Here is a 22,667-nt window from a genome sequence, read left to right as displayed (position 1 = left end):
ACGCCCATTTCGAGCCTTTAAGCATGAAACTCTTCGCTTCGATCCTCGCTGCCGCAACCCTGAGCGTATTCAGTCAACAGGCCGCTTTCGCCTCGCCGGAAGCTGCCTACCCGAGCAAGCCCGTCAAGGTCGTGGTCGGCTACGCGCCGGGCGGCTCGTCCGACGCCGTGGCGCGGCTGATCGCCGGCCGCCTGTCGGACAAGCTGGGCCAGACCTTCGTGGTCGAGAACCGTCCCGGCGCCGCCAGCAACATCGCCGCCGCGACCGTGGCGCGCTCGCCCAACGACGGCTACACCATCCTGCTGGGCTCGAACGCCAGCACCATCAACGTGTCGCTGTACAAGGAACTGTCCTTCGACTTCCAGAAGGACTTCGCGCCGGTGGCGCTGCTGACGCGCTTTCCCAACATCATGGTGGTGAACAACACCGTGCCGGCCAAGACGGTGCAGGAGTTCATCACCTACGCCAAGGCCAACCCCAAGAACATTTTCTTCGCCTCGTCCGGCGCAGGCTCGTCGACCCGCCTGTCGGCTGAACTGTTCAAGATGATGACGGGCGTGGAAATGGAACACGTGCAGTACAAGGGCAGCGCGCCCGCCCTCACCGACCTGATGGCCGGCCGCATCCAGGTGATGTTCGACACCGCGCCTTCGGTCATGCAGCTCATCCAGGGCGGCAAGCTGCGCGCACTGGGCGTCACCAGCGCTACCGTCCAGCCCTTTGCGCCCGAGATCCCCACCATCGACGCCACCGTCAAGGGTTACGAGATGACGTCCTGGTACGCGCTGTTCACGCCTGCCGGCACGCCCGCCGGCATCGTGGAAAAGCTGAACAAGGAAGTCAACGCGATCCTGGCAGAGAAGGAAATCCAGGAGAAGCTCGCCGGCATGGTCGCCACGCCCGGCGGCGGCACGACGGAAGAACTGCGCCAGCACGTCGCTTCCGAAATCGCCAAGTACGCCGACGTCGTCAAGGCCTCTGGCGCCACCGCGGACTAAGCACTCGTACCATGCGCGTTTTCACCGGTTCGCTGTCCACGGAAACCAATACGTTCGCTCCGCTGCCCACCTCGCTGGATGATTTTGCCGACCGGGGCTACTACCCCGCAGGCACCCATCCTCCCGAGATGACCATCTTCAGCGGACCTCTGTGGGCAGCGCGCCAGCGCGGCGCGCAACACGGCTGGACCGTGATCGAAGGCATGGCCGCCGGCGCCCAACCCGGCGGCATTACCACGCGCCATGCCTACGAGACTTTGCGCGATGAACTGCTGCGCGACCTGGGACAGGCCTTGCCCGTCGACATGGTGGTGCTGGGCCTGCATGGAGCCATGGTGGCCGACGGCTACGAAGACTGCGAAGGCGATCTGCTGGCGCGCGTCCGCGGCATCGTCGGCCCCGAGGTTGTCGTGGGCGCGGAGCTGGATCCGCATTGCCATCTGTCGGACGCCATGGTGGCGAACGCCGACATGCTGGTCGCCTACAAGGAATATCCCCACACCGACATCCGCGAACGCGCGCTGGAACTGGTGGACTTCTGCGCGGCAATCGTCGATCGGCGCATCGCCCCGGTTGCCGCCGTGGCCGACTGCGAGATGGTCGTCACCATCCGCACGCCACAGGAACCGGCGCGCAGCTATATCGACCGCATCAGCGCGCTGGAAGGCAGCGACGGCATACTCTCCATTTCCGTGGTGCACAGCTTCGCCTGGGGCGACGTGCCCGACATGGGGACGAAGCTGCTGGTCTATGCCGACGGCAACGCCCAGGCCGCCCAGCAGCTTGCGCGGCGCCTGGCCGACGAGCTCATAGGCATGCGCGAAGTGTTGACGCCCATCTACCCCAAACCGGACGAAGCTATCGACCAGGCTCTGGCATATGGCGCAACGCCTGTCGTCATTGCCGATGCCGCTGACAATCCCGGCGGCGGGGGTGCGGGCGACTCCACCTTCCTGCTGCGCCGCCTGCTGCAACGGGGCGTGCGCAATGTGGCGATAGGCCCCATGTGGGATCCCATCGCCGTCCGCATCGCTTTCAGCGCTGGCGTCGGCGCGCGCTTGCCCTTGCGCATCGGGGGCAAGATCAGCCCCCTGTCAGGGGAACCGCTGGACTTGATGTGTACGGTCAAGGCGCTGGTGCCGGACATGGTCATGACGGGGTTGTCCGGATCGCCGGCCGTCGTGGGGAACTCCGCGCTGGTCGAAGCAGATGGTATCGAGATCGTGCTGATCACGGTGCGGGCCCAGGCCATGGATATCGATGTGTTCACGCAGTTGGGGTGCCGGCTGGAGGAGAAAGCGCTGATCGTGGTGAAGTCGGCGCAGCATTTCCAGGCGTCGTTCGCCAAGGTGGCGCGGCACGTGGTGTTTGCGGACGCTCCGGGGTCGGCGACGTTGGATTTTCGCGGGCTGGCGTATCAGCGCGTGGAAAGGCCCAAGTGGCCAATTGACGGGTGAGAGTTGCATGTCGTCCCACCTAGCGCCACGCGATCCTGCAACGTTGCAATCATCAAGCCAAACTGACTGAACAGCTACCCAATCTTCCGGGTCGCGAAATGCTTGTTTCTAAACTCATTAACGTCCGAAATATGCTCGGACCGATGGATCATTCGATGGCAATTGGCGCATAGCACAGCGAAATCCGATTCCGGATCCATCGACACCTTTTGCCCCTTAAGCGTAGCGAGCGGCCGCAGATGGTGCGCCTCAATGTAGCCCTTACCCAGCTCTCCGTAGATCTTCTCGAAATCAAGATTACAAACTTCACAGACACAGCCCTTCTTTGCCTTCACCTGCTTAGTGAGCTTGGCGCTACGCTCCAACCGCGCATGCATCCGAAAGCGCGTCAAATCCTCATACAACAAGTCTTCCGGCTCATCTGCTTCCGACTCTGCGCTAAAGCCCCCTACAGTCTCGGCTTCGTAGAGCATGCCGTATAGCATCAACATAGCTTTCAGATCCTGAACCAGGACTTCTTCTGTAGGCAGATCTTCCGCCGGATAGTATTTGGCGCAAATGTTCGCCGCCTCATAGAAAGCCGTATCGTTCGACGACGCGCTGGGAGAAAGGTCGATTTCCACCAGAGGGAATTGTTTCCAAGCAGAGCCCAGCAAAGCTCTAAAATTCGCCGCCTTCGCCTTCAGCGCTGTTTTGGCATCTGACTTGTAGTGAGCCTTCGCTTCGGTCATCCCCTGGTTCAGACTCAGGTACACCCCTTGCATATCTTCGCGAAACAAGTAGACCGGGTAGTAGCCTGACTGAGCGCTCTCGGTAATCGGCGCATAGAACACCCCCAACCATGGACCGCGCCCCCAATTTCCTTGGCCCGCGCTGCCCTTACAAATGAGTTGCCGATCGCTGCCGACAATGGCTGCCACCGTATCCCGGAAGTCTCGACGTACGAACTGAGCGAGAGCGTGGCCGGAGAAGGTTTCACCACGCGCCGCTGCATATTCCTTCAGGACCTTGCTCAGACACTGCCGGATACTCATGTGCTTTTGGCCTCTTTTTCGGGATTAACTCTTGCGTTATCCCTAAATGAATGATTGAGGCCATTTATAACATTTTGAAATAAGCATTAGTAATCAAGGGACTACATAGCAAGTTCGAAGTCATTCCTTAGAGCTTTCCACACTCTCGAGTTACCCTAGCAATTCCTGCAGTAGCCCGCTGAATGCGTTACTCTCCCCATCCCCAATTCAAGTCCGCAAGGAGCCCCAAATGGCACAAGCCTCCGCCCGCCACATCCTCGTCTCCACCGAAGCCAAGGCCAACGAACTGAAGACCGCCATCGAGAACGGCGCCGACTTCGCTCAGCTGGCCAAGGAAAACTCCAGCTGCCCGTCCTCGCGCGACGGCGGCAACCTGGGTACGTTCGGTCCGGGCCAGATGGTCAAGGAATTCGACACCGTGGTGTTCAGCGCCCCGGTCGGCGAGGTCCAGGGTCCGGTGAAGACCCAGTTCGGCTACCACCTGGTTGAAGTGACCAGCCGCAAGGACTAAGTCCAGCAGCAGTCTCAAAGAAAGCCGCCGCCAGGCAACTGGCGGCGGCTTTCTTTATGGCTCGCGCATCTGGGCCGCCGCCCTAAGGCTGTCCACGAACGCGGTCAATCCGGCGCTGTCACGGCGGCCACTGCGGGTGACGATGGCGTAGTCCAGCGCGACGCGGGGCGTAAGGGCCCGGAGCTGCACGCGCCAGCGCGTGCCGGTCAAGGCGGCAAACGAGGGCACGACGGCTTGGCCCAGCCCGGACTCGACCATGGCCAGGATAGTTTCCAGGTGGCTGTAGACGCGGCGCGGCGGGAGGTTCGCGACATCGGGCATGCGAGGAACGTGCCGGTCTATCAGTTGCTGGATGGGGTTGCTGGAAGGCAGCACGATGAGACTGGCGGGATCGAGCCGCTGCCAGGGCAAGGGAGCGCGGCGGGTCCGGGCGGCATGTTCGGCCGATTGCGCCAGCACCAGTTCGGCGGGGAACAACCCGCGGCGGCGCAGGCCAGCCGCCTTCTGGAAGAAGGCGCCGAAACCGGCGTCCAGGGTTCCGTCTTCGACACCCTGTTGGATCAGGCTGCGGTCCATGTCGGCCACTTCGACACGCCATTCCGGCTGTGCTGCCGAGCAGGCGCGCAGCACCTGCGGCAGGATGCTGCTGGCGATGAGCGGGGTGACGCCCACGCGCAGCACGCGCGCCTGCGGAGTACTGGCGGCGGCCAGTTGACTCAGCGTGCCGCCCAGTTCATCGACCATGCGCTGGGCGACGGGCAGGAGCGTTCGTCCCGCATCGGTGAGCAACACGGCGCGGGTGCTGCGTTCGAACAGGCGGCTGCCTATGCTCTGTTCGAATTCGCGCACCATGGCGCTCAGGCCGGCCTGCGTCAGGTGCAGTTGGGCCGCGGCCTTGGTGAAGCTGGCATGTTCGGCTACGGCAAGGAAGCCGCGCAGTTGGCGCAGGGAGAAATTCACGCGTGGACTACCAGATAATTAATAAAACTTCTTTGTTAATAGACAAGATAACGCAGTTTTACTTGTTTATCCGTTTGCGTTGCAATTGCGAAATGCGCTGCCTTCCGTCCGGATGGGCCCAGAACAAAAGCGCAAATGCGCCTACAGGAGACAAGCATGTTCCGATTCCCCCTGCGAATTGCCTCGGCATTCGCCATTGCGTGCGCGGCCCTTGCGCCGGCGCCCGCCGTCCAGGCTGCGGACTTCCCCGAGAAGCCGATCCGGCTAGTGGTGCCATTTCCGCCCGGTGGCCCGACCGACACGAGCGCGCGCCTCTTCAGCAAGACCATGGCCGAACAGCTGGGCCAACCGGTCATCGTGGAGAACCGTGCAGGCGCGGGCGGCTCGGTGGGCACCACGTCGGTAACGCGCGAACAGCCTGACGGCTACACGCTGCTATGGGGCGGCACCAGCAGCATGGTGGTGGCGCCCGCGCTCTATCCCAAGCTGGACTATGACCCCATCGCCTCCTTCACCCCTATCGGCATGGCGGTGCGCGGCCCGCTAATCCTGGTGAGCCGCCCCGCCCTGCCCAGTGCTGACCTCAAGGCGCTGCTCGACCTTGCTCGGCGCCAGCCGCTGACGGTGGCCTCGGCCGGCACGGGTTCGGTCGGCCATCTCACGGCCGAACTGTTCGATCGCAGCGCGAACGTGGACATTCTGCACATTCCTTACCGCGGCGGGGCGCCGGCGCTCAGCGACGTGCTTGGGGGCCAAGTTGATCTGTTGTTCGACACGGTGACTCTGCTGTATCCGCAGATCGCGGCGCAGAAGCTGCGCGCCTATGCCGTTACCGGCGCGCAGCGCTACCCGCAACTGCCCAACGTTCCCACCGTGGCTGAAGTGCTGGGCAAACCTTTCGAAGCCTATTCCTGGTTCGGTCTCATGGCGCCCGCCCACACGCCGCAGCCGGTGATCGAGCGCCTGACCAAGGCGCTGGCCGCCGCAGCGCGCGATCCCGAGGTCAAGCGCCAGCTGGCCGACCTGGGCCTGGAGCCTGTGGGCGATACGCCGGAGCAATTCGCGCAATCAATCCGCACGGACCTGGACAAATGGACCCAGGTCGTCAAGCAAGCCGGCATCAAGCCTGACTAACCCACACCCCCGCAACATATGTCTCACAACGCCTCCCCCCTATATCTCATCGCCGGCGCGGGCCTGGGCGGCCTGACCGCCGCGCTGGCCCTGCAGCGGCGCGGCTTGCGCGTGCGCGTGCTGGAGCAGGCACAGGAGCTGCGCGAAGTCGGCGCGGGCATCCAACTTAGCGCCAACGCCAACCGCGTGCTGTATCAACTGGGTCTGGAACACGCGCTGACGGAGGTCGCACGCCCGACGGCCGGAAAGCGTATCCGCTTGTGGTCCAGCGGACGAACCTGGCCGCTGTTCGACCTGGGAGCGGAATCGGTGGCCCGCTATGGTTATCCGTACCTGACGATCTATCGCGCCGACCTGCACCGGATTCTGGCGCAGGCGGTGCAGTCCAATGACCCGCGGGCCATCACCCTGGGCGCCAAGGTCACCAGGTTCACGCAGGACGACACAGGCGTCACCGCCGTACTGGAGTCGGGCGAAAAAATCGAAGGCGCGGCGCTCATCGGCGCCGACGGCGTGCACTCGCGCGTGCGCGCCGCGCTGTTCGGCGCGGACGCGGCGGCGTTTTCTGGCACCGTCGCCTGGCGCGGCGTGATCCCGGCCGAAAAGTTGCCCGCGCATCTGCGCGAGCCCTATGCCTGCAACTGGGTAGGCCCGGGCGCCCATGTCATCCACTATCCGCTGCGGCAGGGAAAACTGGTGAACTTCGTGGGCATCCTGGAACGCGACGATTGGCAGGTGGAGTCCTGGACCGAGCGCGGTAGCGTAGCGGAATGCGCTCGGGATTTCGCGGGCTGGCATGAGGATGTGCAGACACTGATCCAGGCGCTGGACGAACCCTACAAATGGGCGCTGATGCTGCGCGAACCGCTGCCTGAGTGGTCGCAGGGCCGCGTGACCCTGCTGGGAGACGCCTGCCATCCGACGCTGCCCATGCTGGCCTCGGGCGCGGCAATGGCGATCGAGGACGGCTATGTACTGGCGCGCGCATTGGAGGCGCAGCCGGACGATGTTCCCCAGGCATTCAAACGCTACGAAGCGGCGCGCGTGGAACGGGCATCTCGCGTGGTGCGCGGTTCGGCCGAGAACGCTCGGCGCTTCCACAATCCGGCACTGGCACACGCGCAAGGCGCCGCCGACTACGTGGACCGCGAGTGGAACGAAACGCGCGTGCGTGAACGCTATGAATGGCTGTTCAGCTATAACGCGGATGAAGCGCCGATCTGACTCTGCCGCCACATGAAAAAAAAGCCGCCGCCGGGTCTATCGCTGGCGGCGGCCTTTTTCATTCGCATGGCCGCTGGGGCCAAGCGCGGCCTTACTCTTTGCCCGTCATCACCATATGCGCCAACGCGTCCGCATCCAGCCCGGCCACGTCGCGCTCGATGACCTTGGTTCCGCTCTTCAGGATCGCCACCCTGTCCGCCAGCGCCACCACGTCGGCCATGTTGTGGCTGATGAGGATCACAGTGCGGCCCTCTTCGCGCAGCTTGCGCACCAGGTTCAGCACCAGCGCCGTTTCCTTGACGCCCAGCGCGGCGGTGGGTTCATCCATGATGACGACGCGGGCGTCCCAGCGCAGGGCGCGGGCGATGGCGACGGCCTGGCGCTGGCCGCCGGACATGCGCTCCACGGGCCGGTCCATGTCATCGATGGGCAGGGACAGGCGTTGCAGGTAGCCGCGCGCATCCTCGGCCATGCGGCGTTTATCCAGGATGCTGAGCGGCCCCACGCGCCGCACCAGTTCGGCGCCCATGAAGATGTTTTCCCAGATCGACAAGCGCGGAGCCAGCGCCAGATCCTGGTAGATGGTGGCGATGCCTTGCACCAGGGCGTCGTGGGGCGATCCGAACGCGACCTGCTGCCCGTTCAGGCTCATCGCGCCGGCGCTGGGTTCCTGCGCGCCTGAGATGATGCGGATGAGCGTGGACTTGCCCGCGCCGTTGTCGCCGCAGATGGCCATGACCTTGCCCTGGGGCACGTCCAGGTCCACGCCCTTCAGAGCTTCGACGGCGCCATACGACTTCTTGATCTGGCGTAGCGACAACGCGGCGGTCATGGCTCTTGGCTCTTACTTGGCGGGTTGCAGGAATTTCTGGACATTGCTGGCGTCGACCAGGACGGAGTCCATGAAGAGGTAGGGCCCGGCGGCGATGCTTTCCCTGGGTTCCTTCTTTACGACGATCCGGTCGATGGCGTAGATGGCCTTGGTGCCCATCTGCTCGAAGGGGATCATCATGGTCGCGGTGATGAGACTGTTGGGATCGGCGATGCGGCGGTAGGTCTCCGGGCTGCCGTCGACGGACACGAGCGTAATGTCGCCCTTTTTCATGCCCTGGGCCTGCAACAGATCGTCGATGACATAGGCCTGGCCGTCGAACGAGGCCCAGATACCCTTGAACTGGCCCTGATGGCGCAGCAGCAGCGCCTGCATGCCGTTGCGCACATCGTCGCGCCAGCTCTGGGTGCGGGCCATGCTGAACTTGGCCAGGTCCTTGACGGCGGTGTTCTCGGTCAGGACGGCGTCCAGCATCTTGCCGCGGATGCGGGTGCCGGAGTTGCCGTCGAAGCGGGCGGACAGAATGTTGCCCTGGTAGCCCATCTTGCCCAGCATATAGAGGACGGACTGGGCGCCAGTGGCGTATTCGTTGACCTCGACGTCGAACAGCATGTGGGGGCTGGCGCCGGACATCACGCCGACGACGGGTATGCCCTTCTCCTTGGCGGCCTGCAGCTGCGCGTCGGTTTCCACAGGCTTGCCCATGGCGATGACGATGGCGTCGACCTTCTTGTTGACCAGGGTGTCGAGCTGTTCGGCCAGCTTGGGCAGCGAGCCTTCGGCGTTCAGCTGGGTTACGGTCCAGCCCTTGGAGCGGGCGGCTTCGGCAGCGGCGTTGGCGACGCGCGCGTGGGTTTCCGAAGACATCTGGAACGCGACGATGCCCACGTCGAAGGCGTGCGCCGCCGCGCCCATGGCCAGGGCCGGCACCGAAAACGCGGCCAACAGCAGATTGCGCATCAAGGATTTACGCATGGTTCTCTTCCCCTTCCGATCAGAATTTGAAGGCCGCTTTCTTCAGCACGGCCGATGACACCGCGACGGACGCGATGATGATGAAGCCCAGAACGATGTCCTGCACGTAATACGGCGCACCCATGAGGACCAGGCCGTTGCCCAGCACCTTGAGGATCAGCGCGGCGACCAGCGTGCCGGGTATGTTGGCATGGCCGGGGTTGAACATGGTCATGCCCAGCAGCACCGCGGCGATGGCGTACAGGAAGTAGTCGCCGGCCATATTCGGCGCGGCCGAAGACAGGCTGGACGTGAGCAGCACGGCCGCCAGCCCCGCGCACAGGCCGGAAAGCGCCAGGCCTATGCTTTTCATGGCACGTATGTTGATGCCGGCCAGCCGCGCGGATTCGCCGGCCTCGCCGGTGGCGGTCATGCGGGCCCCGGTGCGGGTCCATTTCACCAGGAAGAACGCCAGCAGCACGGCGCCCAGCATCCACAGCACCAGGGCAGGAATGCCGAAGGGCTTGCCGCGCGCCAGGTCGGTGAAGGCGGCGGGCCAGCGGCCCACATAGGACACGCCGTCGGTCAGCATGAAGGCGAAACCGCGCGCCATGGCTGCCATGCCCAGCGTCGCGATCAGCGAGGGCACGCGCAGCCGCGTGACGGCGATGCCGTTCACGAGGCCGCACAGCAGGCCTACGCCCAGGCCCGCGCCTATGGCCAGGAGCACCGGCTGGCCGGTATGTACCAGGGCGCCCGTGACGACCGCCGCGAGGCTGGCGACGTCGGCCACCGACAGGTCCAGTTCGGCCGTGACCAGCGCCAGCGTGAAGCCGATGGCAATGATGGCCAGGAAGCTGGTTTCCTTGGCGATGTTCAGAAGATTATTGGGCGCCGCGAAATTCGGGGCTGCCAACGCGAAGAAAACCACCAGGACCAATCCCGCGATTGCCGTGCCGTACTTTTCCAGGATGCCGCGCATCGACTCAACCCTTGCTGCGTTTTGCTTGTTATGTGGGCGCGTCACTGCGCCCCGCTGATGGCGAGGTAGTTTATACCTGGGCCATCAGCCCATGTCGATGCCGGCCAGCGCGCGCGATACTGGCGCCAGCGCGGCTTCCGCGGCGCGGAACTGGCGATACATGCGGCGATAGGCGTGCGCCCGCTCGGCCTGGGGTTCATAGCGTTGCGCCACGCGCACCAGCGCGTCCTGGGCGGCCGCGAAGCTGCCGTAGCGTCCCAGGCCCGTCCAGGCGGCGACCGCCGCGCCCAGTACGCCGGGCTGTTCGGCCTGGCCGACCACCAGAGCGCGTTCGCAGATGTCGGCCTTGACCTGGCACCACTGGGCATTGGACGCCGCGCCGCCGCCGAAGCGGATCTCTTCCACAGGACTGCCCAGTGCGCTTTCGGCGCGCTCCAGCACGATGCGGTTGAGAAAGGCCACGCCTTCCAGCACGGCCCAGGCCAAGTCGCCGGGGCCGTGGCGACGGTTCAAGCCCAGAAAAGCGCCGCGCAGGTGCGGATCCCAATACGGCACCCGTTCGCCTTGCAGATAGGGCAGGAACAGCGCCGGTTGCGGATCGCGCGGCGCATCGAGCAAGGCGTCCATGGCCTCGCCCACCCCGGCCATGCCTTCGTCGCCCAGGCGGCCCAGCAGCGGCAAGAGCCACGCCACCGTATCCGCGCCATTCTGGCCTGGCCCGCCGATCTGATGATGTCCGCCGCCCCAGTCCACCGTCATCAGGCCTTGCGCCTGCACCGGCTCGGCGCCCACGGCGCCGAAAACTTCGGTGGTGCCGGAGATGTTGTAGGCGTAACCCGGCCGCAGTGCGCCCAGGCCGGCCACGGCCGCCCAGGTGTCGTTGGCGCAAGCCACGACAGGACGTCCCGACAGACGCGCCAACGCGCCCGATAGACCCTTTTGCACGACGCCTACGACCTCCAGCGGATCGAGCAGACGCGGTACCCAGGCCGGATTGGCCCCCACCGCCGTCAGCAGGTCGGCGCAGTCCGGTCCGGCCGTGGCGGCCGCCGCCAGGCGCGCCATCGACACGGTGTCGCTCACGGTGCGTCCGGTCAGGCGGAAATTCAGATAATCCTTGGGTTCCAGCACCAGCCGCACCCGCGCCGCGTGCTCTGGCTCTGCGTGCAACAGCCAGGCCACGCGCGCCCAGGGATGGAAGGCGTTGATCTGTCCATGCTCGGGATGGGAGGACGGCATGGACGCGAGCCACGCGCCCACGTCCGCCGCCGCGCGCGTATCGCGCCAGGTGATCGCCGGCCGGATGGCAGCGCCGTGCGCATCGATGAAGACCTGCGTGCGCGTGACGCCGCAGATCGCGATGGCCTCTACCGCACTGAAAGCGGCGTCCGCCTGCGCCGCCAGCGCATCGGTCAGGGCTTGCAGCCCGTTCCACCAGGCATCGGCGTCGATCTCGTCCCAGCCAGGATGAGCGGCGGGGCTGGCACGCGCCGGACTTTCGATGAAACACGAATGCGCGATGCCGCCGCGATCGTCCACCAACGCGGCGCGAAAGCGCGTGCCACCCAGATCCACTGCCAGGACGTAGCTCATGCCGGCACCTGCATCAGGCGGATCTGGCCGCGCCCGGGCTGCATGGCCCGCAGCGGGCGGAGGGTCTGGATATCAAGCATGGGAGGCGGCTTCTGCGTGATCGGATGGCCGTCGGAACGGGCGTTCCGGCATAGGCAAATTGTAGTCCTGTCAGGGCCCGCGCGCAGCGCTGGCGCCCAGCGTCGCTGCACCGCAGCACCGGAAATCCTATCAATTGATTATTTCTGTTCAGGTGACACGGGCCGCGGGCGTGGGACAGAATGGCCCACACCCGGAGGAGACAACCGGGGCCATGAAAACCATCAAGAACGCATGCGCAAGCGCGCAGCCCGAGGCCCATGAAAAAGTCCAGGAACAAGGTCATCATTACCTGCGCCATCACCGGATCGGTCCATACGCCGTCGATGTCGCCCCATCTGCCCGTCACGCCCGATGAGATCGCGCAGTCCGCGTTGGATGCGGCCAAGGCCGGCGCCGCCATCGTGCATCTGCATGCGCGCCAGCCCGATACCGGGCAGCCTACCCAGGACCCCGCGCTGTATGCGCAGTTCCTGCCCCGCATCAAGAACGCTTCGGACGTGGTGATCAACATCACCACGGGCGGCTCGCCCGTGCTGCCGCTTGCCGACCGCATGGCGCCCGCGCTGCAATTCAAGCCCGAGGTGGCCTCGCTGAACATGGGTTCGATGAACTTCGGCATGTATGAACTGCTGGAGCGATTCAAGGAGTTCAAGCACGCCTGGGAACGTCCGTATCTCGAAGGCAGCAATGACCTGATCTTCAAGAACACCTTCAAGGACATCGAGCGCATCCTGACCTCGTGCGGCGACAACGGCACGCGCTTCGAGATCGAGTGCTACGACATCGGGCACCTGTATACGGCGGCGCATTTCGTCGACCGCAAGCTGCTCAAGCCGCCCTTCCTGATCCAGTCCGTGTTCGGCATACGCGGCGGCATCGGCACGCATCCCGAAGACGTGATGATGATGAAGCGCACCGCGGACCGCCTGTTCGGCGACGACTACATCTGGTCGGTGCTGGCCGCCGGACGCAAGCAGACGCCGCTGGCGACCATGGCGGCCACCCTGGGCGGCAACGTGCGCGTGGGCTTGGAGGACTCGCTTTGGGACGGGCCGGGAGAATTGGCGCACTCGAACGCGGACCAGGTGCGGCGCATCCGCCGCATCCTGGAAGACCTTTCGCTACAGATTGCCACGCCCGACGAGGCGCGCGAAACGCTGCAATTGAAGGGCCGCGACAACGTCGCGTTCTGAACCAGATCCATTCAGTGGGGAGACAGACATGAAAAAGACATTGTGCGCAGCCGCGCTCGCGACGCTGTTGGGGACGGCCGGCATGGCGCAGGCAGACGACGGCGTGATCCGCATCGGCTTCATCACCGACATGTCCGGCCTGTCGGCGGATGCCGACGGCCCGGGCGGAGCCGAGGCGATCAAAATGGCGGTGGCGGACCTGGGCGGCGTGGTGGCGGGGAAAAAGGTCGAGGTGCTGGTGGCAGACCACCAGAACCGGGCCGACATCGCCTCGTCCAGGGCGCGCGAATGGCTGGACCAGAAGGGCGTGAACATGCTGATTGCGGGCGCCAATTCCGCGGCAGCGCTGGCGATGGCGAAAGTGGCCGAAGAAAAGAAGACGCCGTTCTTCGTGGTGAGCGCGGGCGCCTCCGAGCTGACGAATTCGCAATGCACGCCCTACACCGTGCACTATGTGTACGACACGGTTTCGCTGGCGCGCGGCACGGCCCGCGCGATGATGAAGGAAGGCAACAAGGACTGGTACTTCCTGACGGTGGACCACGCCTTCGGACACGCGCTGGAGCGCGATGCCTCAGCGGTGGTGCAGGCCGACGGCGGCAACGTCAAGGGGCGGGTCCGGCACCCGCTGAACGCGGCGGATTTCTCTTCCTTCATCCTGCAGGCGCAGGCATCCGGCGCATCGGTGCTGGGGCTGGCGAACTCGGCCAGCGACACCAGCAATGCCGTCAAGGCAGCCAATGAATTCGGCCTGACGCCCAAGATGAAGATCGCGGGCCTGCTGGTATTGATTACGGACGTGCACGCGCTGGGACTGCAAGCCGCGCAGAACATGTATCTGACCACGGCCTGGTACTGGGACCAGGACGACGCCTCGCGCAAGTGGGCCGCGCGCTTCGAAGCCGCCATGAAGAAAAAGCCGTCGATGCTGCAAGCCGGCGACTATTCCGCCGCCACGACCTATCTGAAGGCAGTGGAAGCCACCAAGAGCACCGATGGCGACACCATCATGAAATGGCTGAAGGCGAATCCGGTCAATGACTTCTTCGTGAAGGACGGAAAGATCCGCGCCGACGGCCTGATGGTGCACGACATGTTCCTGATGCAGGTGAAGAGCCCGTCGGAGTCGAAGGCGCCCTGGGACTACTACAAGCTGGTGGCCCGCGTGCCGGGCGATCAGGTCTATACCTCGCCGGCGGAATCGGCCTGCCGTTTGATGAAGCCCTGAGCCGTAACGGCAAGGATCTGGCATGACTATGAAGAACGTTGTTCCGGGGGACATTTCCGCGTTGCCCGTGGATCTGTCCGGCAAGCGCGTCATCGTGACCGCGGGCGCCGCCGGTATCGGCGCGGCAATCGCCGCCGCATTCGCGGACCGCGGCGCCAAGGTGCACGTCTGCGATGTGGATGAGCAGGCGCTGGCGGCCTGCCCTCACCCCTGGTCGCGCGCCGACGTGAGCCGGCGCGAAGAGATCGACCGCTATATGCAGGAAGCGCTGGCGCAGCTGGGCGGCCTGGACGTGCTGGTCAACAACGCCGGCATCGCCGGCCCCACGGCAGGGATCGCGGACATCCAGCCGCAGGAACTGGACGCCACGCTGGACATCAACCTGGCATCGCAATTCCACACGGTGCGGCATGCGCTGCCGGCGCTGCGTACGTCGGGCGGCGGCAGCATCATCAACATCAGTTCGGTGGCGGGCCGCATGGGCATCCCCATGCGCACCCCCTACGCAGCGACCAAATGGGGAGTGGTGGGCTTGACGCGTTCGCTCGCGGTCGAACTGGGCGGCCATGGCATCCGCGTCAACGCGCTGCTGCCCGGACTGGTGGCGGGGCCGCGGATCGACCGCGTGATCGAGGCGCGTGCCCGGAACATGGGCCTGACCGTGGAAGAAGAGACCCGGCTGGAGTTGGCCGGCGTCAGCCTGCGGCAGTTCGTGCGGGCCGCCGACATCGCCAACATGGCTTTGTTCCTGGCCAGCCCGTTCGGAGCGATGATCAGCGGGCAGGCGATCAGCATAGACGGCGACCTGCAATCGCTGCCCTGGCAGCCGCCGGCGGAGTAAGGCCGCCGTCTACTCCAGCAACTGGACCGTATGCGCATAGACGCCCTGGCGGCGGTCCTGAGCCGTGGCGCGCAGGGCGTCCAGCAGCCGCTCGGCCAGGTCCTGGCCGCGCTCTTCCTTGCGGGTGATGAGGTAGAAATCGAACCACTGCCGCGACGCCAGGGGCCGGGCGACCAGATCGGGATAGGCCGCCACGATGTCCCAGGCGGAGAGCGCATTGACCAGGCTGATGCCCCGGACCGCCCGCACCGTGCCGGGCAGCAGCGACATGTGCGCCCGCATGCCCGAGCTAAGCAGCAGCGTATCCGCGATGTCGCCCTGGGCCACTACATAGTCGGACCACAAGGGCTTCACATAGGTGTCTGGCGGTATATCGGCCGCCGCGATGGTGTCGCGCCCGGCCAAGGGGTGGTCGCGATGCGCGATGGCCATGACGTCGGCGCGCAGAAACGGCGTGAACGCCAGGCGGGCGCTGTCGCGCTCCACCGCGCCCAGGCCGAAGTCCGCGCGCATGGTTTCGACCGCGCTGATGGCCTGCACGGATGATTCGATGTCGATGGAAAAAGGCCGGGTGCCGTTGGCGTCCAGATAGCGCCGCACCGCGTCGGGCGCGTAGCCCAGCGCCAGCGCGGGCGAAGACGCGATGCGCAGGCCGCGCCCGCCGAATTGTTCGATGCTGTGCAGGGCCTCGTCGATGCGGACCAGCTCGTCCAGCACGAACTTGGCCTCGCTGTACAGGTACTGTCCGGCCTCGGTCGGACGCAAGGTCTTGTGGGACCGGTCAAACAGCTGCACGCCGGTCGCGCCTTCCAGGCGGGATATCGCGTGGCTGACCGCCGGCTGCGTCAGGTGCATGGACTGCGCGGCCTGCCGGGTCGATCCGGTCATGACCACCGCGTAGAAAATGCGCAGGTCGTGAATATTGAAATTGCGCTTCATGCGGCGCGAGCCTCCCTGGGTGGTCGGTTGCCCGACTGCGCCCGGCCGGACGTCGATGGCCGGCCTGCGCGAGGCCTTCTTGTAGCCCAGACCGCCGCTAGTGTCGAACCTGGAGCGGGGAAGGCGCGGACCGCGCCTGCGGCGCCTGTCTGGCCCGTTCAATCTGCGGCGAAGTCCACTTGCCTTCCAGCAGCGCGGGCTTGGGCCAGTAGTACCTCAACGTGACCATGAAGGGCCCCGCCGGCGCGGGCAGCCAGTTGGACTCCTTGCCCTTGCCGGGCGACTCCGACTGGATGTAGATCGTGATGCCGCCATCGCGATCGCGTTTGAGCGACGGCAGCATGGACGAATTGATCAGGTACCGCTTGAGCGGATTGGACGCCAGCAGCTGTTCGGGCAGGCGATACATGGTCATGGACCAGAATGCGTTGACGGGCGGCAGGCTGCGCGGGGCGAAGCGCAAGGTGTATTTGTTGCGGCCGTCCAGCGGCTGGCCTGTGCTGTCGTTTTCCAACACGGGATAGAGCGCTTCCTCGCGGCTGTTGCCGCCGATGCCGACCTGCGTGCCGGTGGCGCGTGCGAGGTAATCGTTCTTCAGCGTATTGCGGTCCCCGAAGAGTCGATCGGTCTTGCCATTCAGGGCCTCGCGGTTCTTGTCGATATCGTTCTGGCCGTCGTGCATGCCTTCCTGCAAGGCGCGGCGCAACGCGGGGTTCATGCTGTTGAAGTCGAACTCCCGGCCGGGTTCCAGGCCGATGCTGGCAAAGCGTTCGCGCAATGATTGTTCCGAAGAATGGGTCGGCGCGAACTGCAGCAGGAAGGCAAGCTGGTTGTAGAACTCCAGCGAACTGCGCATCTGCGCGGGCGGCTCGGGCGCTATCCAGTCCACCGCCGGCGCCGGTTCCGGCGCGCGCTGCTTGCGGTAGGCGGACAGCGTCTGGATCTTGTAGCGTGACTGGATGCGCTTGACGTTGGGCAGGTCGCCCGCATTAAAGAGCTGGGTGCGCCCGACCAGATTGACCAGATCGGTCTCCGACCGGATTACCTTGGTGATGCCTGCCGGCGCCTTGCCCTTCCAGCGCGGGCCGGCCACCAGGAACCGGCCGCCGCCATTGCCCGTGCTGCGGCTGCCGATGTAGGCGAAGTTGTAGGTGTACAGGTCCATCAGCTGCAGCACGAAGTAGCGGCGCGGCTCCATGGCGGGCACGGTGATGACCACGGGTTCGGCGCGCAGGTCCAGCACCGCGAAGGTGTACGGCGTGTCGGCGTTGGGCGTGACGAAGGCGGTGTCTTCGGGCGTGAAGACGCGCGCGACGTTGTTGACCGTATTGAACGGACCTTTGTACTGGGGGTTGTTCTTGTCGATGCTGAAGGCATGCATGGTCTGGTAGCTTGCGACCATGGGCGTGCCGTAGAGATAGGCTTCGCGGGCGATGGCGCGCGCCTGCTGCGCGGTGACGCCGTCGATGCCTACCGATTGCGAACCGCTCGAATCATGGGAGTTGAAGGCGCATCCCGCCAGTCCGCCCGCCAGCGCGGCCGCGACCATCAGGCGCGCCGCCATCAGCGCGGGACCGCTGCCGCGGACCTTGGAGGAAAATCCAGTGCTACTCTGGCTATCGCGCATCCGGTGCTCCAACACAACACTGCGTGAGGTTGGCGACGCCCATGCGGCCGGCATCGCATTCAAAGCGTAAAGTCCGGGGAATTCTGGCATATTTCCTGGCGATGTAGAAGAAACAGCGAGCCAGAACAGGAACAGCACCAACCCATGCATACGCAAGATCCGGCCGCGGAATACCCGCAGATGAACATACGCGCGTCCTCTTACTTCGTGCTGCAGGCGACGCATGCGTGCACGCGCTGCGGCGAAGAAACGCCGGTGCACGCCCTGGCGGTGCCGCCCGGCCATCAATGCACGGAAGCCGACATCGAGCTGGACGAAGCCGATGCCGACAGCCCCGGGCTGAGCCCCACGGATTTCAACACGTGGCTGTTCAGCCCGCCGCAATGGCTGGATATTGCCGATCCCGCGCTGATTTCCCAGACCGGGCTGCTGTCGCCCGCGGTGGCGCAGGCCATGCAGGCACTGTCTCCCCACTACCGCCAGAACCCCGACAAGCAAGGGCAATGGACCAACTTTTGCGCCCACTGCGGCAAGCCGATATGGGAGGGCGATCTATACCCGACACCGGGCCAGGCTTTCAGTCCCGCGGACGCCGAGGCGGCCGCGCGAATCCAGGTCCACAAGGTGGAAGAGCCATTCGAGGCCTACTACGGCATGTGCTGGACAGCCAGCTACCGCAACAAGTGGCCGCTGTTCGCCCGCCTGGGCTACGAATACAGCGAAGCGGATTGACGGCGAGGGCGGCTCCGCACTCTAGCGGGACGCCTTGCCCGCCACGAATTCCAGCCCCTGCCTGGCCACGTCGAACACGGGGTAGGCCAGCGACTGCATCTTGATCATGGTGTCCAGCACCGCCGTCAACACCGGCTGCCCGCCCGCGGCTTGCGTCCACGCCTGGTAGGTGGAATGCGAGGTCAGCGGCGTGCTGATGGCCGCGCGCGCCAGCAGGCAGACCAGCAGCACCGCGGCCAATAGCGCCCCCGCCTTGACCAGCGGACTCCTGAAGCGCCAGCCGCTCGCAAGCTGCGCCAGCAGCAGGCTGGTCTTGCCGATGTGGACCAGGGCGCCCAGCAGCGACAGCGTCAGGGCGAACACGGGCGCGATCATGGCTTCATAGGCCTTTTTTCCTTCGGCCTCGCGCTTGCCGCCGGCGCCGTAGTCGCGGGCCTGGCTGCGGTAGTCCTGCAGGCGGTCCATGGTGCGGCCGGCCAGCACCGGCTGGTAGTAGCGCTTGTTGAATTCGTCCGCCGAGATCACGGCCAGCGTCAGGCGCGCCACCTTGTCCGGATAGCCCAGGCTCATGCGCCATTTCTTCTGCACGACCGGATGCGCGGCAAACGCCTCCAGCCCCAGATTGGGCGGCATGCCTTCCAGTTCGCGTTGCAGCGCCTCGTCCATCTGCTTGCGGTACTTCTGCTGCGCCAGGCGCACGAAGTAGGCTTTGTCGCCGGTGCGCCAGGAATCGGGCACGTCCAGCCCCATCTTGCGCACTTCGTCCCGCACGCGCGGCGCCACGAAGCCGGGTACCAGCTCGCCGCTGCGGTCGCGCAGGCGGGCGCGGCCCCACTTGCGGTTCTTGGCGTCCAGCCGGTCCAGGTAGTGTTCCCAATCGCGCTCGGCGCGCGCCGGGATTCGCGCCAGTTCTTTCTGGTGGTTCTGGATGCCGCGCTCGTAGAAGTATTTGTGGCGGCCGCGGATATCTTCCTGGCTGTCGACGAAACGCTGGTACTCCGCGTCCCGCCCGCCCACGTTCTGTTCGATCACGGCGCGCACCACCTCGGGCGCGATCGCCATGGTCTGCCGGCGCGCCGCGTCGGATTGCGCGGCCATGTAGGACACCACGCCCACGAAAGCCTTGCCGGCCACCGACTGTGCGTTCTCGTCGGCCCATAGCCCATCGAGCATGCTGGCGCTTACGGTGCCGGTGGCCAGCCCTTGACGCAGCAAGGCGCCAGTGACGGCGGCGGCGCGGCTTTCAGCGGTGGAGCTGTCCACCAGGGAGTCGATCAGCTTGCGCTCCCCCTGATACACCGCGGTGATGATGGCCAGCGACACAACGATCAACAACGGCACCGTGATCCGCCATCGGCGGGTGCGCGCGAAAATGACGGGCCAGACCAGCAGGGCCACGGCAAAGCCCGAAATCAGGCGTCCCCATGCCTCGGCCGTGTCCACGCGGTTGCTGGCGTTTTCAGACATCACGTCCAGCAGCCAGGCGCTGAAGCTGAATTCGATGTAGAGATACAGCAGCGTGACCACGGTCAGGACACGCAGGCCGCGGGCCTTGGGATCGCGAGTCAGGAAGCGCTGGCGCAGGCGCTGCCAGCGGGTGGGCGGCGGATTGGGTGTTTGGGTGGCCTGCTTTATCTTGGCTGCGAGATTTCGTCTCAGCGCCTCGATCGATACTTCACTCATGGGGGAATTCTTGGGTTGCTATGACCGGAGGCGGCAGTCTGCCATCCCGCCTGCCTGCCGGTAAGCGGGAATACGCCGCGACTAGCGGCGAAGATCAGCGTTTAGGCGGCCTGGGCCTGGGCTTCGAGCCGTTGGACCGGAATCGCGACAATGGCGCTTTCGCTGGCGGAAGCATCCGTGGTCAGGTGCTGGATCAGGTCCACTGTGGTGGAACGGCGGGTCAGCATCAGGCAGGTGACTTCCTCGTCCGTGACGCGCGTGGCGTGCCAGCAGCCCGGGCGCATGCAGACGCCCTGCCCCTGCGGCACGCGGAATGCCGCGAGCGTGGCCAGGTCCGGACTGCCGTCAGCCGCGCTGCGCGCCACGACCTGGATGATCTCGCCCGTCAGCGGCACGATGGCCTGCTGCGTCAGCAGATGCTTTTCCAGGCTGGAGATTTCAAAGGACTGGCTGCGGTAGTTGACCCACAGCAGCTCGGCGTCGCCGCCGGCGCCGGTGTTGAACAGATGCTCCTGCCAGAAGTCAGTATCCGGATTGGAGAACAGCGGCACGCCATTGCCGTCCGGCATGGGCTTGCCCAGCATCCAACCGTAGGCCCTGAAGGCGTCCGGCGTCAGATCGTTGATGTCCAGCTGCTTGTCGCTCGTCATGCGGAACCCTGTGGTGGCTTGGTCGCGCCGCCGCGCTTGGGAAACTCGGCGTCGTAGTCGAATTCGCCGCGCGCGATGGCCTCGAGAATGGCGGCCCGCCTGTCGGCGGCGCGCTTGAGGTTGGCGGCGGTGGGCTTGGCCCGGATGCGTTCGACGCAATGCCGGCCTTCATAGAAGAAGCCGATCTCGATGGAAGACTCGGACGCGGGCCTGACCCCGTCGAATCCCTGGCGCATCGCCCTCTCCTGTTATAGCCGATGAAGATGCACATGATATCGCTTTACACTGGCCCGACACTCCTCACCCCAGGAAGCGCAACATGACTACCAATCTGTCGTCGCACTATCTCCTGCTGGACGCCTCAGGCGCCTGTAGTGCCGTCGAAGGCGGCAACGCCTTCTGGTCGCAGCCCGAAGAGGAACTGGAGCGGTTCGGCCGCGGCTGGCTGGTGTCCGAATACGCCTTCGAAAAGGACTGGCCGCAATGGGAAATGCACCCGCAGGCCGACGAGGTCTTGCGCCTGATCGAAGGCGCCGCGGAATTGCGGCTGGAATGGCCGACGGGCGAGCAGGCCGTGCGGATGCAGGCGGGCGACGCCTATGTGGTCCCCAAGGGCATCTGGCACACGCTCAAGGTGGCCGGTCCCTGCCGCATGCTGCACATCACCATGGGCGCGGGCACGCAGCACCGGCCGCTGTAGGCCACCCGCTATCCGGGCGCGCCCGCGGTGCGGACGCGGGGAATCTCGCGGTCGTCTATCGGCCAATGCAGCGCCGCCGACAGCACGCCCAGCGCCATCGCGCCCAGCCAGATCAGGTCGTAGGACCCCGTGGCCTCGAACACCACGCCGCCCAGCCACACGCCCAGGAAGGAACCGAGCTGGTGGCCGAAGAACACGAAGCCGAACAGGGTCGTGATGTAGCGCACGCCGAACACCTGGGATATCAGCCCGTTGGTGAGCGGCACCGTGCCCAGCCAGACAAAGCCCATGACCGCCGCGAACACATATACGGTCCACGACGACAGCGGCAGCAGCACGAACAGCGCGATGGCGGCCGTGCGCAGCAGGTAGATGCCGGCCAGCAGGTACTTGCGGCGGTGGCGTCCGCCCAGGACGCCGCAGACATAAGTGCCCATGACGTTGGTCAGCGCGATGATGGCCAACGCCGCCACCGCGTCGGACGCGCGCAGGCCTTTGTCCATCAGGTAGGCGGGCAAATGCGTGCCGATGAAGGCCAGCTGGAAACCGCAGGCCAGGAAACCCAGGTTCAGCAACCAGAAGCCGGGCTGGGCGAAGGCCTCGCGTATGGCCGCGGACATGGACAGCCCCGCCTCGCCCGCGGACGCGCCCTGCTCCCGGCCGGGAGACTCCCGCAGCGGCCAAGCCAGGGGCAGCAGCACGGCCAACGCCAGCGCGAACGACAGCAGGGCCGCGACCCAGCCCCAGCCGCTGATCAGCCATTGGGCGGCCGGCACCATGGCGAACTGGCCCAGGCCGCCCACGGCGCCCGCCACGCCCAGCGCCCAGCTGCGGCGCTCGGGCGCCACCAGCCGGCTGAGCGCGCCGTAGATCGCGGCAAATGCAGTGCCGGACAGCGCGATGCCTATGCATACCCCGGCGGTCCACAGGAACCCGGCGGGCGTAGTGGCATGCGCCATGCCTACCAACCCCAGCGCATAGAACACCAGCCCGCCCGCGATCACCTTGGCCGAGCCGTAGCGGTCGGCAATCATGCCGGTAAAGGGCTGGACCACGCCCCAGGTCAGGTTCTGCACCGCCAGCGCCATGGCGAAGGTCTCGCGGCTCCAGCCCCGGTCCATCGTGACGGGCAGGAGGAACAGGCCCTGCACGTGGCGCACGCCCAGCGCCAGGCCCATGATGACGCCGCCGGCCAGCACCAGCAGCAACAGCTGAGAAGCATCGAGTGAAGACTTGCGCAGGACGGGCATGGCGGACCTCGGCAGTGGAACGTCGCCTGCGTGCGAGCAGGCACCGGCGTCCATTACAGGGCCG

General features: G+C 65.5%; 22 protein-coding genes. 10 read left to right on the top strand and 12 right to left on the bottom strand.

Annotated features, from left to right (window positions below; translation table 11 throughout):
• Window positions 1–23 precede the first annotated feature (23 nt).
• Both IB258_RS19030 and IB258_RS19025 read left to right on the top strand, forming a co-directional pair.
• Window positions 24–998: a tripartite tricarboxylate transporter substrate binding protein gene (locus IB258_RS19030; RefSeq protein WP_054458863.1), complete on the top strand. Its 975-nt coding sequence runs from the start codon at window positions 24–26 to the stop codon at window positions 996–998.
• Between the two features lie 11 nt (window positions 999–1,009).
• Entirely contained in the window at window positions 1,010–2,455 is a 1,446-nt protein-coding gene (locus IB258_RS19025; protein ID WP_192353019.1) for a M81 family metallopeptidase, read from the top strand.
• A gap of 74 nt (window positions 2,456–2,529) precedes the next feature.
• On the opposite strand, the gene IB258_RS19020 is transcribed toward IB258_RS19025, so the two are convergent.
• Window positions 2,530–3,489: an MrcB family domain-containing protein gene (locus IB258_RS19020; RefSeq protein ID WP_192353018.1), complete on the bottom strand. Its 960-nt coding sequence runs from the start codon at window positions 3,487–3,489 to the stop codon at window positions 2,530–2,532.
• 229 nt (window positions 3,490–3,718) lie between these two features.
• On the opposite strand from IB258_RS19020, the gene IB258_RS19015 reads away from it, so the two are divergent.
• On the top strand, window positions 3,719–4,000 hold the full coding sequence (locus IB258_RS19015) for a peptidylprolyl isomerase (RefSeq protein ID WP_006385706.1): 282 nt from the start codon (window positions 3,719–3,721) through the stop codon (window positions 3,998–4,000).
• 54 nt (window positions 4,001–4,054) lie between these two features.
• Here IB258_RS19015 and IB258_RS19010 read toward each other — a convergent pair whose 3' ends face one another.
• Window positions 4,055–4,960, bottom strand: coding sequence for a LysR family transcriptional regulator (locus IB258_RS19010; protein WP_192353017.1), 906 nt, complete (start codon window positions 4,958–4,960; stop codon window positions 4,055–4,057).
• 156 nt (window positions 4,961–5,116) lie between these two features.
• Between IB258_RS19010 and IB258_RS19005 the strand changes: the two genes are divergently transcribed.
• On the top strand, window positions 5,117–6,094 hold the full coding sequence (locus tag IB258_RS19005; protein ID WP_054458858.1) for a tripartite tricarboxylate transporter substrate binding protein: 978 nt from the start codon (window positions 5,117–5,119) through the stop codon (window positions 6,092–6,094).
• 18 nt (window positions 6,095–6,112) lie between these two features.
• Entirely contained in the window at window positions 6,113–7,318 is a 1,206-nt protein-coding gene (locus IB258_RS19000) for an FAD-dependent monooxygenase (protein ID WP_192353016.1), read from the top strand.
• Between the two features lie 91 nt (window positions 7,319–7,409).
• Here IB258_RS19000 and IB258_RS18995 read toward each other — a convergent pair whose 3' ends face one another.
• The 4 genes from IB258_RS18995 to IB258_RS18980 form a co-directional block, all read right to left on the bottom strand.
• A complete protein-coding gene (locus tag IB258_RS18995) occupies window positions 7,410–8,150 on the bottom strand; it encodes an ATP-binding cassette domain-containing protein (protein ID WP_192353015.1) in 741 nt (246 codons plus the stop codon).
• A gap of 12 nt (window positions 8,151–8,162) precedes the next feature.
• Window positions 8,163–9,125 carry a substrate-binding domain-containing protein gene (locus tag IB258_RS18990; RefSeq protein ID WP_175212723.1) on the bottom strand — a complete coding sequence of 321 codons (963 nt, stop codon included), beginning with the start codon at window positions 9,123–9,125 and terminating at the stop codon, window positions 8,163–8,165.
• A 19-nt stretch (window positions 9,126–9,144) separates the two neighbouring features.
• On the bottom strand, window positions 9,145–10,086 hold the full coding sequence (locus IB258_RS18985; RefSeq protein WP_054458851.1) for an ABC transporter permease: 942 nt from the start codon (window positions 10,084–10,086) through the stop codon (window positions 9,145–9,147).
• An 84-nt stretch (window positions 10,087–10,170) separates the two neighbouring features.
• Complete coding sequence (locus IB258_RS18980; RefSeq protein ID WP_175212724.1) at window positions 10,171–11,679, bottom strand: FGGY-family carbohydrate kinase; 1,509 nt, start codon at window positions 11,677–11,679, stop codon at window positions 10,171–10,173.
• 338 nt (window positions 11,680–12,017) lie between these two features.
• Here IB258_RS18980 and IB258_RS18975 point away from each other — a divergent pair, with 338 nt between their 5' ends.
• Genes IB258_RS18975 through IB258_RS18965 form a run of 3 tightly spaced genes read left to right on the top strand, consistent with a single transcriptional unit; the run spans window position 12,018 to window position 15,022 of the window.
• The gene (locus IB258_RS18975) at window positions 12,018–12,953 is read left to right on the top strand and encodes a 3-keto-5-aminohexanoate cleavage protein (RefSeq protein ID WP_054458847.1); all 936 of its coding nucleotides are present in this window, start codon (window positions 12,018–12,020) and stop codon (window positions 12,951–12,953) included.
• Window positions 12,954–12,981: 28 nt separating this feature from the next.
• A complete protein-coding gene (locus IB258_RS18970; protein ID WP_192353014.1) occupies window positions 12,982–14,181 on the top strand; it encodes an ABC transporter substrate-binding protein in 1,200 nt (399 codons plus the stop codon).
• A 22-nt stretch (window positions 14,182–14,203) separates the two neighbouring features.
• The gene (locus IB258_RS18965; RefSeq protein WP_054458842.1) at window positions 14,204–15,022 is read left to right on the top strand and encodes an SDR family oxidoreductase; all 819 of its coding nucleotides are present in this window, start codon (window positions 14,204–14,206) and stop codon (window positions 15,020–15,022) included.
• Window positions 15,023–15,031: 9 nt separating this feature from the next.
• Here the strand turns inward: IB258_RS18965 and IB258_RS18960 are convergent, their stop codons facing one another.
• Both IB258_RS18960 and IB258_RS18955 read right to left on the bottom strand, forming a co-directional pair.
• Entirely contained in the window at window positions 15,032–15,961 is a 930-nt protein-coding gene (locus IB258_RS18960) for a LysR family transcriptional regulator (protein WP_054458840.1), read from the bottom strand.
• Window positions 15,962–16,058: 97 nt separating this feature from the next.
• Window positions 16,059–17,588, bottom strand: a complete 1,530-nt coding sequence (locus IB258_RS18955; RefSeq protein WP_054458837.1) for a DUF1254 domain-containing protein — start codon at window positions 17,586–17,588, stop codon at window positions 16,059–16,061.
• 144 nt (window positions 17,589–17,732) lie between these two features.
• Here IB258_RS18955 and IB258_RS18950 point away from each other — a divergent pair, with 144 nt between their 5' ends.
• Window positions 17,733–18,320, top strand: coding sequence for a hypothetical protein (locus IB258_RS18950; protein WP_192353013.1), 588 nt, complete (start codon window positions 17,733–17,735; stop codon window positions 18,318–18,320).
• A gap of 21 nt (window positions 18,321–18,341) precedes the next feature.
• On the opposite strand, the gene IB258_RS18945 is transcribed toward IB258_RS18950, so the two are convergent.
• The 3 genes from IB258_RS18945 to IB258_RS18935 all read right to left on the bottom strand — a co-directional run bounded on the left by IB258_RS18945 (window position 18,342) and on the right by IB258_RS18935 (window position 20,889).
• Window positions 18,342–20,003: a hypothetical protein gene (locus IB258_RS18945; RefSeq protein WP_192353012.1), complete on the bottom strand. Its 1,662-nt coding sequence runs from the start codon at window positions 20,001–20,003 to the stop codon at window positions 18,342–18,344.
• A gap of 101 nt (window positions 20,004–20,104) precedes the next feature.
• Window positions 20,105–20,653, bottom strand: a complete 549-nt coding sequence (locus IB258_RS18940; protein ID WP_054458830.1) for an ureidoglycolate lyase — start codon at window positions 20,651–20,653, stop codon at window positions 20,105–20,107.
• Window positions 20,650–20,889, bottom strand: coding sequence for an Arm DNA-binding domain-containing protein (locus tag IB258_RS18935; protein ID WP_054458828.1), 240 nt, complete (start codon window positions 20,887–20,889; stop codon window positions 20,650–20,652). The genes IB258_RS18940 and IB258_RS18935 overlap by 4 nt, the downstream gene beginning before the upstream one ends.
• A gap of 83 nt (window positions 20,890–20,972) precedes the next feature.
• Between IB258_RS18935 and IB258_RS18930 the strand changes: the two genes are divergently transcribed.
• Entirely contained in the window at window positions 20,973–21,353 is a 381-nt protein-coding gene (locus IB258_RS18930; protein ID WP_054458825.1) for a cupin domain-containing protein, read from the top strand.
• Window positions 21,354–21,361: 8 nt separating this feature from the next.
• Here the strand turns inward: IB258_RS18930 and IB258_RS18925 are convergent, their stop codons facing one another.
• Window positions 21,362–22,603 carry an MFS transporter gene (locus IB258_RS18925; RefSeq protein WP_192353011.1) on the bottom strand — a complete coding sequence of 414 codons (1,242 nt, stop codon included), beginning with the start codon at window positions 22,601–22,603 and terminating at the stop codon, window positions 21,362–21,364.
• Between the last annotated feature and the right edge of the window lie 64 nt (window positions 22,604–22,667).

The sequence above is a fragment of the Achromobacter sp. ACM02 genome (genome assembly GCF_014851605.1).
GTDB classification, from domain to species: domain Bacteria; phylum Pseudomonadota; class Gammaproteobacteria; order Burkholderiales; family Burkholderiaceae_B; genus Achromobacter; species Achromobacter aegrifaciens.
This window is presented reverse-complemented; position numbering and strand designations above follow the sequence as displayed.

Bases quoted from the DNA above. Each gene is read 5' to 3' on its own strand.
- IB258_RS18980 (WP_175212724.1), bottom strand. From the start codon at position 11,679: ATGAGCTACGTCCTGGCAGTGGATCTGGGTGGCACGCGCTTTCGCGCC.
- IB258_RS18935 (WP_054458828.1), bottom strand. From the start codon at position 20,889: ATGCGCCAGGGATTCGACGGGGTCAGGCCCGCGTCCGAGTCTTCCATC.
- IB258_RS18985 (WP_054458851.1), bottom strand. From the start codon at position 10,086: ATGCGCGGCATCCTGGAAAAGTACGGCACGGCAATCGCGGGATTGGTC.
- IB258_RS18965 (WP_054458842.1), top strand. From the start codon at position 14,204: ATGACTATGAAGAACGTTGTTCCGGGGGACATTTCCGCGTTGCCCGTG.
- IB258_RS18950 (WP_192353013.1), top strand. From the start codon at position 17,733: ATGCATACGCAAGATCCGGCCGCGGAATACCCGCAGATGAACATACGC.
- IB258_RS18945 (WP_192353012.1), bottom strand. From the start codon at position 20,003: ATGAGTGAAGTATCGATCGAGGCGCTGAGACGAAATCTCGCAGCCAAG.
- IB258_RS18990 (WP_175212723.1), bottom strand. From the start codon at position 9,125: ATGCGTAAATCCTTGATGCGCAATCTGCTGTTGGCCGCGTTTTCGGTG.
- IB258_RS18995 (WP_192353015.1), bottom strand. From the start codon at position 8,150: ATGACCGCCGCGTTGTCGCTACGCCAGATCAAGAAGTCGTATGGCGCC.
- IB258_RS18960 (WP_054458840.1), bottom strand. From the start codon at position 15,961: ATGAAGCGCAATTTCAATATTCACGACCTGCGCATTTTCTACGCGGTG.
- IB258_RS18970 (WP_192353014.1), top strand. From the start codon at position 12,982: ATGAAAAAGACATTGTGCGCAGCCGCGCTCGCGACGCTGTTGGGGACG.
- IB258_RS18925 (WP_192353011.1), bottom strand. From the start codon at position 22,603: ATGCCCGTCCTGCGCAAGTCTTCACTCGATGCTTCTCAGCTGTTGCTG.
- IB258_RS18940 (WP_054458830.1), bottom strand. From the start codon at position 20,653: ATGACGAGCGACAAGCAGCTGGACATCAACGATCTGACGCCGGACGCC.
- IB258_RS19005 (WP_054458858.1), top strand. From the start codon at position 5,117: ATGTTCCGATTCCCCCTGCGAATTGCCTCGGCATTCGCCATTGCGTGC.
- IB258_RS19020 (WP_192353018.1), bottom strand. From the start codon at position 3,489: ATGAGTATCCGGCAGTGTCTGAGCAAGGTCCTGAAGGAATATGCAGCG.
- IB258_RS19015 (WP_006385706.1), top strand. From the start codon at position 3,719: ATGGCACAAGCCTCCGCCCGCCACATCCTCGTCTCCACCGAAGCCAAG.
- IB258_RS18975 (WP_054458847.1), top strand. From the start codon at position 12,018: ATGAAAAAGTCCAGGAACAAGGTCATCATTACCTGCGCCATCACCGGA.
- IB258_RS18955 (WP_054458837.1), bottom strand. From the start codon at position 17,588: ATGCGCGATAGCCAGAGTAGCACTGGATTTTCCTCCAAGGTCCGCGGC.
- IB258_RS19030 (WP_054458863.1), top strand. From the start codon at position 24: ATGAAACTCTTCGCTTCGATCCTCGCTGCCGCAACCCTGAGCGTATTC.
- IB258_RS19025 (WP_192353019.1), top strand. From the start codon at position 1,010: ATGCGCGTTTTCACCGGTTCGCTGTCCACGGAAACCAATACGTTCGCT.
- IB258_RS19000 (WP_192353016.1), top strand. From the start codon at position 6,113: ATGTCTCACAACGCCTCCCCCCTATATCTCATCGCCGGCGCGGGCCTG.
- IB258_RS18930 (WP_054458825.1), top strand. From the start codon at position 20,973: ATGACTACCAATCTGTCGTCGCACTATCTCCTGCTGGACGCCTCAGGC.